This is a genomic window from Neorhizobium sp. 2083 (assembly GCF_031455615.1).
Lineage (GTDB): Bacteria > Pseudomonadota > Alphaproteobacteria > Rhizobiales > Rhizobiaceae > Neorhizobium.
The window spans coordinates 176,338-183,721 of the sequence record NZ_JAVDTC010000011.1; the positions used below are offsets into that span (position 1 = coordinate 176,338).

8 protein-coding genes are annotated in these 7,384 nt (G+C 64.4%); 1 reads left to right on the forward strand and 7 read right to left on the reverse strand.

Annotated features, from left to right (window positions below):
* The first annotated feature begins 171 nt into the window (after positions 1–171).
* Positions 172–1,077, forward strand: coding sequence for a nitrogen assimilation transcriptional regulator NAC (nac, locus tag J2X76_RS29505; RefSeq protein ID WP_113131259.1), 906 nt, complete (start codon positions 172–174; stop codon positions 1,075–1,077).
* A gap of 51 nt (positions 1,078–1,128) precedes the next feature.
* Here nac and J2X76_RS29510 read toward each other — a convergent pair whose 3' ends face one another.
* Genes J2X76_RS29510 through J2X76_RS29540 form a run of 7 tightly spaced genes read right to left on the reverse strand, consistent with a single transcriptional unit; the run spans position 1,129 to position 7,146 of the window.
* The gene (locus J2X76_RS29510) at positions 1,129–2,340 is read right to left on the reverse strand and encodes a pyridoxal phosphate-dependent aminotransferase (RefSeq protein WP_310221162.1); all 1,212 of its coding nucleotides are present in this window, start codon (positions 2,338–2,340) and stop codon (positions 1,129–1,131) included.
* Positions 2,341–2,394: 54 nt separating this feature from the next.
* Complete coding sequence (locus J2X76_RS29515) at positions 2,395–3,162, reverse strand: 5-oxoprolinase subunit PxpA (RefSeq protein ID WP_310221164.1); 768 nt, start codon at positions 3,160–3,162, stop codon at positions 2,395–2,397.
* Positions 3,163–3,190: 28 nt separating this feature from the next.
* The gene (locus tag J2X76_RS29520) at positions 3,191–4,186 is read right to left on the reverse strand and encodes a biotin-dependent carboxyltransferase family protein (RefSeq protein WP_310221166.1); all 996 of its coding nucleotides are present in this window, start codon (positions 4,184–4,186) and stop codon (positions 3,191–3,193) included.
* A complete protein-coding gene (gene pxpB / locus J2X76_RS29525; RefSeq protein ID WP_310221167.1) occupies positions 4,183–4,890 on the reverse strand; it encodes a 5-oxoprolinase subunit PxpB in 708 nt (235 codons plus the stop codon). The genes J2X76_RS29520 and pxpB overlap by 4 nt, the downstream gene beginning before the upstream one ends.
* Positions 4,887–5,315, reverse strand: coding sequence for an acetyl-CoA carboxylase (locus J2X76_RS29530; RefSeq protein ID WP_310221169.1), 429 nt, complete (start codon positions 5,313–5,315; stop codon positions 4,887–4,889). Before J2X76_RS29530 ends, pxpB begins: the two co-directional genes overlap by 4 nt.
* Complete coding sequence (gene accC / locus J2X76_RS29535) at positions 5,312–6,703, reverse strand: acetyl-CoA carboxylase biotin carboxylase subunit (RefSeq protein WP_310221171.1); 1,392 nt, start codon at positions 6,701–6,703, stop codon at positions 5,312–5,314. The genes J2X76_RS29530 and accC overlap by 4 nt, the downstream gene beginning before the upstream one ends.
* On the reverse strand, positions 6,703–7,146 hold the full coding sequence (locus tag J2X76_RS29540) for an acetyl-CoA carboxylase biotin carboxyl carrier protein subunit (RefSeq protein WP_310221188.1): 444 nt from the start codon (positions 7,144–7,146) through the stop codon (positions 6,703–6,705). Before J2X76_RS29540 ends, accC begins: the two co-directional genes overlap by 1 nt.
* Positions 7,147–7,384: the final 238 nt, after the last annotated feature.

Sequence of the window (7,384 nt, forward strand, 5' to 3'; positions counted from 1 at the left end):
CTTGCCTAAGACCGATTATTTCTGGAGCAATAAGCAACCGTTATGGAGACTTGGCCCAGCAATGACGGCGGATGACCGTCTGGCGGCCGGCATGGCGGCCGGCGGCGGCGTTGCAAAAGAAGATCGCGTCTGCAAACATGCGCCTGTTCGCAAAAAAAGACGAAAATCCGCATGGACATCAGACGCCTCAAATCCTTCATCGTGATCGTCGACAGCGGCAGCATCACGCGCGCGGCGGACCTTCTGCACATCGCGCAGCCGGCGCTCAGCCAGCAGCTGGCGGCGCTGGAGGAGCATTTCGGTCAAAAACTGCTGATCCGTAGCCAGCAGGGCGTCAGCATGACCGACGCGGGACACGCGGTATATCGCCATGCCCAGATCATTCTTCGCCAGATGGAACAGGCCCAGGCGGATGCTTCCGCCGCCGGCAATTCCCTGGCCGGGCGCGTCTCCGTGGGACTGGTGCCCTTCAGCAGTGCCGCCACGCTCTCGGTCGATCTCCTGGCCGAAACACGCAGGCGCCATCCCGGCATCCTGCTCCATCTCACCGAAAGCGTCGGCCAGACCTATAGCCAGATGATCATGAACGGCCGGCTGGAAATGGCGCTGATCCACGGAGCGGGACCGATCAAGGGCGTTCGGTTCGAACCGATCCTCAGCGAGGAATTTTTCCTCGTCGCGCACCGCGACTTCGCGATCGAAGCGGATACCAGGCCCATCCCGGTCACGGCTCTCGACGGCTTGCCGCTTCTGATGCCGCCGGCCTATAATTTCGTCCGCCGCGCCGTCGACACGGCGTTCACGCGCAGCCGGATCAATTTGAAGGTCGTGGCTGAAGTCGAAATCGTCAGGACATTGGCGCGGGCCGTGGGCAGCGGTCTTGGAGCGACCATCATGCCGAAAGCCATCGCCGACCGCATCGTGACCGAATCGAGCGAGCCGCTGATCTGCCGGCTCGTTTCCCCGCGGATCGAGGAAACGCTGTCGCTTTGCATTTCCGATCAGAATTCGCTGTCGGAGCCGGCGCTGGCGGTCAAGGATATCCTTCTCGAACTGACCGCGCGGCTGAAGACGTAAGGCAGTTCCGGCACGGATCGCGCCCGCGCCGGACATCCATCGGACCGGGCGTCAGCGCATGTCCTGACAGAACTGGGCGATCCGCGCGCATCCCTCGTCCAGCATTTCCATGCTCGTTGCGTAGGAAATGCGGAAATAGGGGCTCATACCGTAAGCGGCGCCTTGCACCGTCGCCACGTGATGCTCGTCCACCAGCGCCATCACGAAATCCACGTCGGTTTCGATCTTGCGCCCGCCCCTGGTGGTCTTGCCGATCAGGCCGGACATGTTGGGATAGAGGTAGAAGGCGCCCTCGGGCTTGTGGCAGCGCAGTCCTTCCACCTGCGACAACCGGTCGAGCACGAAATCCCGCCTCTGCCTGTAGATCGCAGCCCGTTCCTTGAGGAGATCCTGGGGTCCGTTCAGCGCCGCGATGGCAGCCGCCTGCGTGACCGTGGTGATGCCGCCGCCGTTCTGGCCGTTGACGTTGCTGATTGCGCTGATCAGCTCCCTGGAGCCGCTGGCGCAGAAGCCGAGCCGCCAGCCGGTCATGGCATAGGCCTTCGAGACCCCGTTCATGGTGAGGACCCGGTCGTAGAGCCTGGGTTCCGCGTCCGCGATGGTGCAGAATTCGAAACCGTCATAAACCAGATGTTCGTAGATATCGTCGGTCAGAATCCAGACATCCGGATGCCTCAGCATGACCTCGGCGATCGCTTTCATCTCGGCGCGCGAGCAGGCCGCCCCCGTCGGATTGTTCGGAAAATTCAGGATCAGCCATTTGGTACGCGGCGTGATCGCGGCTTCCAGATCTTCCGGCCGCAGCTTGAAGCCGGCCTGCTCGAAGCAGGGAACCGCCACCGGAACCCCGCCGGCGAACTTGACGATATCGGCATAGCTCACCCAGGAAGGCGTCGGGATGACGACCTCGTCGCCGGGATTGCAGGTGGCGAGCATCGTATTGAAGATCACCTGCTTGCCGCCGCCGGAGACGACGATCTGGCTGGCATCGTAATCGAGATTGTTGTCGCGCTTGAACTTGCCGCTGATTGCGGCCTTGAGCGCGGGGGTGCCGTCCATCGGCGGGTATTTCGTATCTCCGCCGAGGGCTGCTGCGTGGGCCGCCTCGATCGCATGCGGCGGCGTCGGGAAATCGGGCTCGCCGGAAGAAAGGCTGACGACCTTGACGCCCTTTGCGGCCAGTTCCCGGGCACGCTGGGTCATGGCGGCGGAGGCGGATATGGAGACGTTTTTCAGGCGGTCGGCTGTAGCAGACATCGACATGATCTTTCGATACGGATTGGAACGGGCGGCCGCCGGGCTGGCGGCCGGGATACGTTAAAGCGCGAGCGCGGCGGCCGGAGCGAGGGTTGCACCCGAAGCTTCGATCTCGCTTCGGACGGTTCGTGCAAGTTCGAGCGAACCCGGCGTATCGCTATGCACGAGGATGGACCGCGCCGGCATGGCGAGGGAGCCTCCGTCGATGGTCTCGACGGTTCCGTCGTGAAGGAAGCGGCGCACCCTTGCCCGCACGGCATTTTCGTCCTTGATGACGGCGCCCGTCAGCCCGCGGGCGACAAGCCTGCCTTCGGCATCGTAGGCCCGGTCGGCCAGGAAAAGCGCCAGCGTCTTCAATCGCGCCCGCTTGGCAGCCCGTTCTATTTCGCTGTCGGGCGTCACGAACACGACAAGGCCCGCATCCACCGCGACAATGGCATCCATCATCAGATCGGCGAGAACCGGATCGCGGTTGACCATATTGCCCATGGCCGCGTGAAAACTGATGTGCCCGACGGCGGCACCCTCGCTCGCTGCGATCGCCTTGAGGGCGCCGAGCTGGTAGAGCATCTGCTGGCGGAGTTCGTCCGGCTGGAATGGCATCTCGCGCCGGCCGAAACCAAGCCGGTCGGGCAGGCCCGGATGAGCGCCGATGCCGACCCCGTTCGCCTTTGCGAGCCGCACCATGCGCGCCATCGTGTCCGGATCTCCGCCATGGAAGCCGCAGGCGATGTTGGCCGACGACACGACCTTCATCATCGCCTCGTCGTCGCACAGCCGGTAAGGCCCGAAGCCTTCGCCCATGTCGGAATTCAGGTCGATTTTCATCGTCAACTCCCTTAGACCGATCGATATTTCAAGCCATCGCCCTCAAGGCGCGCTTGACCATCGCAGATGTGTTCCTGACGTCTTCGACATAGCGGGCGACCGCCTGCTCGACCGCGCGCGCTTCCGCATGCGTGGACCGCACGAAGCGTATGCGGCTGCCGATGCGGGCCTGGCCAAGCCGCCAGAGGTCGCATTCGATCACGCCGGCGATCTTCGGATATCCGCCGGCCGTGTTCGCATCGCTCATCTGGACGATGGGCTCCCCGCCCGGCGGAACCTGGATCACCCCGGGCACCACGCCATGGGAGCGCATCTCGATCGACGTCGTCGGCTTGATGGGCTCGCCCGACAGACGGTAGCCGGTGCGGTCGCTGCGGGAGGAGATCTTCCAGGTCTGGCTCCAGAAGGCGTCGCCGTCGTCGGGAAACAGGGCATGCTCACCACCCGGCAGGGCCCGGACCGGCAGCGTGCCATCGACGAAATCGGGAAAGACGTCCCGCAGCGCCACGACAGGCTCGACGACCGCCAAGCCGCTCGCCGGCACCGGAACGATGTCGGCACTGTCACCGAGCGCGATCCGATCGCCCTTTACCAGAGGCCGGCCGGCATTGCCGCCGAAGCCGCCGCGCAGGGATGTGCTGCGCGACCCCATGACCGCGGGAACATCCACGCCGCCTCCCAGCGAAACATAGGCGCGCGCCAATGACGGGGGATGTCTCAGTTCAAGCACCTGCCCGGCCTCCGCCGTATAGGCGCACCAGGAAAGCAGTTCCACCCCGTCAAGCGCCGGGGCGCCATCGGCGCCCGTGACCGCGAAGATGGTTCGCCGATCGAACCGCAGGCCGAACGGGAAGGTCTGCACCTCGATCGCAGCCGCGCCCTCGTCATTGCCGACAAGAATATTGCCGATCCTCACCGCCAGCGGATCCATCGCGCCGCTCGCCGAGACCCCGATATCCCGATAGCCCTGTCGCCCCAGATCCTGGACCGTATTAAAGGGGCCGGTTTCCACGATCTCGATCATAGCTCGATCCTTGCCGGCACGAACCGCACTGTGTCTCCCGGCGCCATCATCGCCGGCGTCGGCGACATCGGGTCGAACATCTGCAGTTCCGCGAAACCTATGGAATTCCAGCCGTTCGGACCGGTGAGCATCGCGACGCCGGTCTGCATGCCGCCGATCGTCACGCAGCCCTTCGCCATTTTCAGCGACGGCACGGTCTTTCGTGGCATGTAGATGCGCGGATCAAGGCCATGCAGGTAACCGAAACCCGGAGCGCTGCCCAAGGCAAAAACGCGGTAGGTCGCCTCGTGATGGATACGGACGACCTCCCGGTCGCCGAGCCCGGCAAGGTCGCAGAGTGCCGACAGGTCTATGGCATGCTCCCCGCCGTAATGAACGGGGACCTCGATGGTCTTGCCGACCAGATCGATGCTGCGGGCATCGTCCCAGGCCTCCAGCAGCCGCGCCACCACGCCCTCGGGATCTTCCGGCGTTTCCCTGAATATCGCCAGCAGGTTGGTCATGCCCGGGACGATTTCCGAAATATCCGTCCACCCCCTCACCGTCTGCGACAGAGCCCAGATCCGGCGTTGTGCGGCGAGATCGAACTCGCCGGGCGCCTCGAGCAGGAAGGCCCGGGCTCCGATCGAGGATACGCGGGCAAGGCCCCGGGTGGCGGGGACGATTTCGCGTAACGGCCCATGGCTGTTCAATATGGCAATCATGATTGAGGCTCGATCTCGAACAGGGGATCGCCGAAGCCGACCAGGGCGTCAGGTTCGGCAAGCCGTTTCGTCAGAACAGCCGGACGACCGGCGTTCAGCGGGAGCAGGACGGGGCCGATGCGGACGAAGCCCAGAACCTCCGACCCGGAGACCGGGCGTGGCAGGCTGTCGCTGACGGCGGAACCCGACAGGTGTCCCGGGCAGAAATGACCCGCCATTGGCGCCCTGACGACAGCCGGCGACACTCCCCGCGAATCCGGCCGCGCAGTCACGGACACGTCGATCCGCGTCTCCTCCCCCGCCGCAACGACGATGCGCAACTGCCCGCCCGGCCGGGAAATCTCCAGGCCGCTCACTCCGGCTGCCGTCAGCGCATCGGCCAGGAGCGCGATGGTCGAGGGATCGCTGAAATCGATCGCACTCATGATGCACTCCGCTGTTTCAGCCATTGTTCGAGATAGTGGATATCCGTCTCGCCGCGCGCGAAGGCGCTATCCTCGAAAAGCGCGCGCAGGAACGGGATATTGGTGGAAATTCCCTCCACCCGCGTCCCGGCGAGCGCCTCGCGCATCCTTGCCATCGCCTCGGCGCGGGTCGGCGCATGGACGATCAGCTTGGCGATCAGCGAATCGTAGTAAGGCGGCACCTTGTAGCCCGCATGGATGTGGGTATCGACGCGGATGCCGGGTCCTTCGGGCAATGCGACGTCCGTGATGACGCCGGCCGACGGCAGGAACGTATCCGGATCCTCCGCATTGATGCGGCATTCGAAAGCGTGCCCGTCACATTTCACATCGCCCTGAAGCAGATCGAGCGGGTCGCCCTGAGCCGCCCTGATCTGCGCCTGGACGATATCGAGCCCGCTCGTCATCTCGGTGACAGGGTGCTCGACCTGAAGCCGCGTATTCATCTCGATGAAATAGAAGGCGCCATCCTCGTAGAGGAATTCGAAGGTTCCGACGCCCCTGTAGCCGATCTGGCGGCAGGCCTCGACGCAGGCCTGCCCGACGGGCCGGATCACATCCGGCGGGATCCCGGGTGCCGGCGCCTCTTCCACCACCTTTTGATGGCGGCGCTGCATCGAACAGTCCCGGTGCCCGAGCCACACCGCGTTGCCATGGGTGTCGCACAGGACCTGGATCTCGATGTGGCGCGGATGCCCAAGGAACTTTTCCATGTAGAGCGACGGCGAACCGAAAGCTTTCCGTGCCTCTTCGCGGGTGAGCGCGACCGCCTCGTGCAGCTGGCCGGCGTCCGGCACGACCCGCATGCCTCGTCCGCCTCCGCCACCGGCGGCCTTGACGATGACGGGATAACCGATCTCGAGGGCCACGCGCTCCGCGGCGGCCGGATCGTCGGCAAGCGCCGTATCCGGTCCCGGCACGCAAGGAACGCCGGCGGCGATCATCGCCCGCTTCGCGGCGATCTTGTCGCCCATCGTTTCGATCGACGCCGCGCTCGGGCCGATGAATGTCAACCCGGCCTTTTCGACCGCATCGGCGAATGCCGCGTTCTCCGAGAGAAACCCGTAACCGGGATGGATGGCGCCGGCTCCCGTCAGGCGGGCCGCCAGAAGAAGAGCATCCCTGTTGAGGTAGCTTTTCGCCGCGCTCGACGGGCCGATGCAGAGGGCGTTGTCTGCGGTCTTGCCATAGGGCGCCTCGCGATCGGCCTCGGAATAGACGACGACGGTCTTCAGCCCGAGTTCCCTGCAGGCTTTCTGGATCCTGGCCGCAATCTCCCCGCGATTGGCGATGAGAACCGTATCGAACCGCGGGCCGCTTGAACGGGAACTGTCGAACGTCTCCGGCATCACGCGATCTCCGCCAGCAGGTCGCCGGTCTCGACTTCGCCGCCATCGACGTCGGTCAGGCTTGCGATGCGCCCGGACCGCGGCGCGGCGATCTTGTTGAAGACCTTCATCGCTTCGATGATGAAGAGGGTCTGCCCCTCCTCCACCTGGTCTCCAAGCTTGACGAACGGAGGCTCGCCCGGCGCCGAGCTTCGATGCAGCACGCCGAAGACAGGCGCCTTCACGGAAAAGAACGAAGACGGCCGGTCAACCGACAGCCGGTCAGGCGCCGAGGCGACCGCCGCAACCGCCGACCGCTCCTGCCCAGACCCGGCCACGGCCCCGCCCACCGTCGGCTGCGCCCGGAAGATCCGAACCGTGAGATCCTTTTCCGTCACGGAGAGTTCGGTGATGTTCGATCGTCCGACAAAGTCGATCAGTGTCTTGATCTTCGAGAGGTCCATCTTCGCACTCGGCATTTCAAATTCCATCTCGCGCTTCTGGAGATCAAGCCGCGCGATGCAGTGACCTTCCGTAACACGATGCGGCGGCCGATGGGGTCAGACGAAGTTTTGATGGAGCCGTTCATTTTCCGCGATGGCGGCGTGTTTGTTTTGGGCTTGTTTGGGGGCGTGATGCTGTTCTGGCTGCATCGGAAGCTGGTTTATGGACTGTGGCTTCGGGGTGGTGTTGGGTGATGGT

Coding starts and splice junctions, on each gene's coding strand:
- J2X76_RS29515 (WP_310221164.1), bottom strand. CDS start 3,162: ATGAAAATCGACCTGAATTCCGACATGGGCGAAGGCTTCGGGCCTTAC.
- J2X76_RS29520 (WP_310221166.1), bottom strand. CDS start 4,186: ATGATCGAGATCGTGGAAACCGGCCCCTTTAATACGGTCCAGGATCTG.
- J2X76_RS29530 (WP_310221169.1), bottom strand. CDS start 5,315: ATGAGTGCGATCGATTTCAGCGATCCCTCGACCATCGCGCTCCTGGCC.
- J2X76_RS29540 (WP_310221188.1), bottom strand. CDS start 7,146: ATGGACCTCTCGAAGATCAAGACACTGATCGACTTTGTCGGACGATCG.
- J2X76_RS29510 (WP_310221162.1), bottom strand. CDS start 2,340: ATGTCGATGTCTGCTACAGCCGACCGCCTGAAAAACGTCTCCATATCC.
- accC (WP_310221171.1), bottom strand. CDS start 6,703: ATGCCGGAGACGTTCGACAGTTCCCGTTCAAGCGGCCCGCGGTTCGAT.
- nac (WP_113131259.1), top strand. CDS start 172: ATGGACATCAGACGCCTCAAATCCTTCATCGTGATCGTCGACAGCGGC.
- pxpB (WP_310221167.1), bottom strand. CDS start 4,890: ATGATTGCCATATTGAACAGCCATGGGCCGTTACGCGAAATCGTCCCC.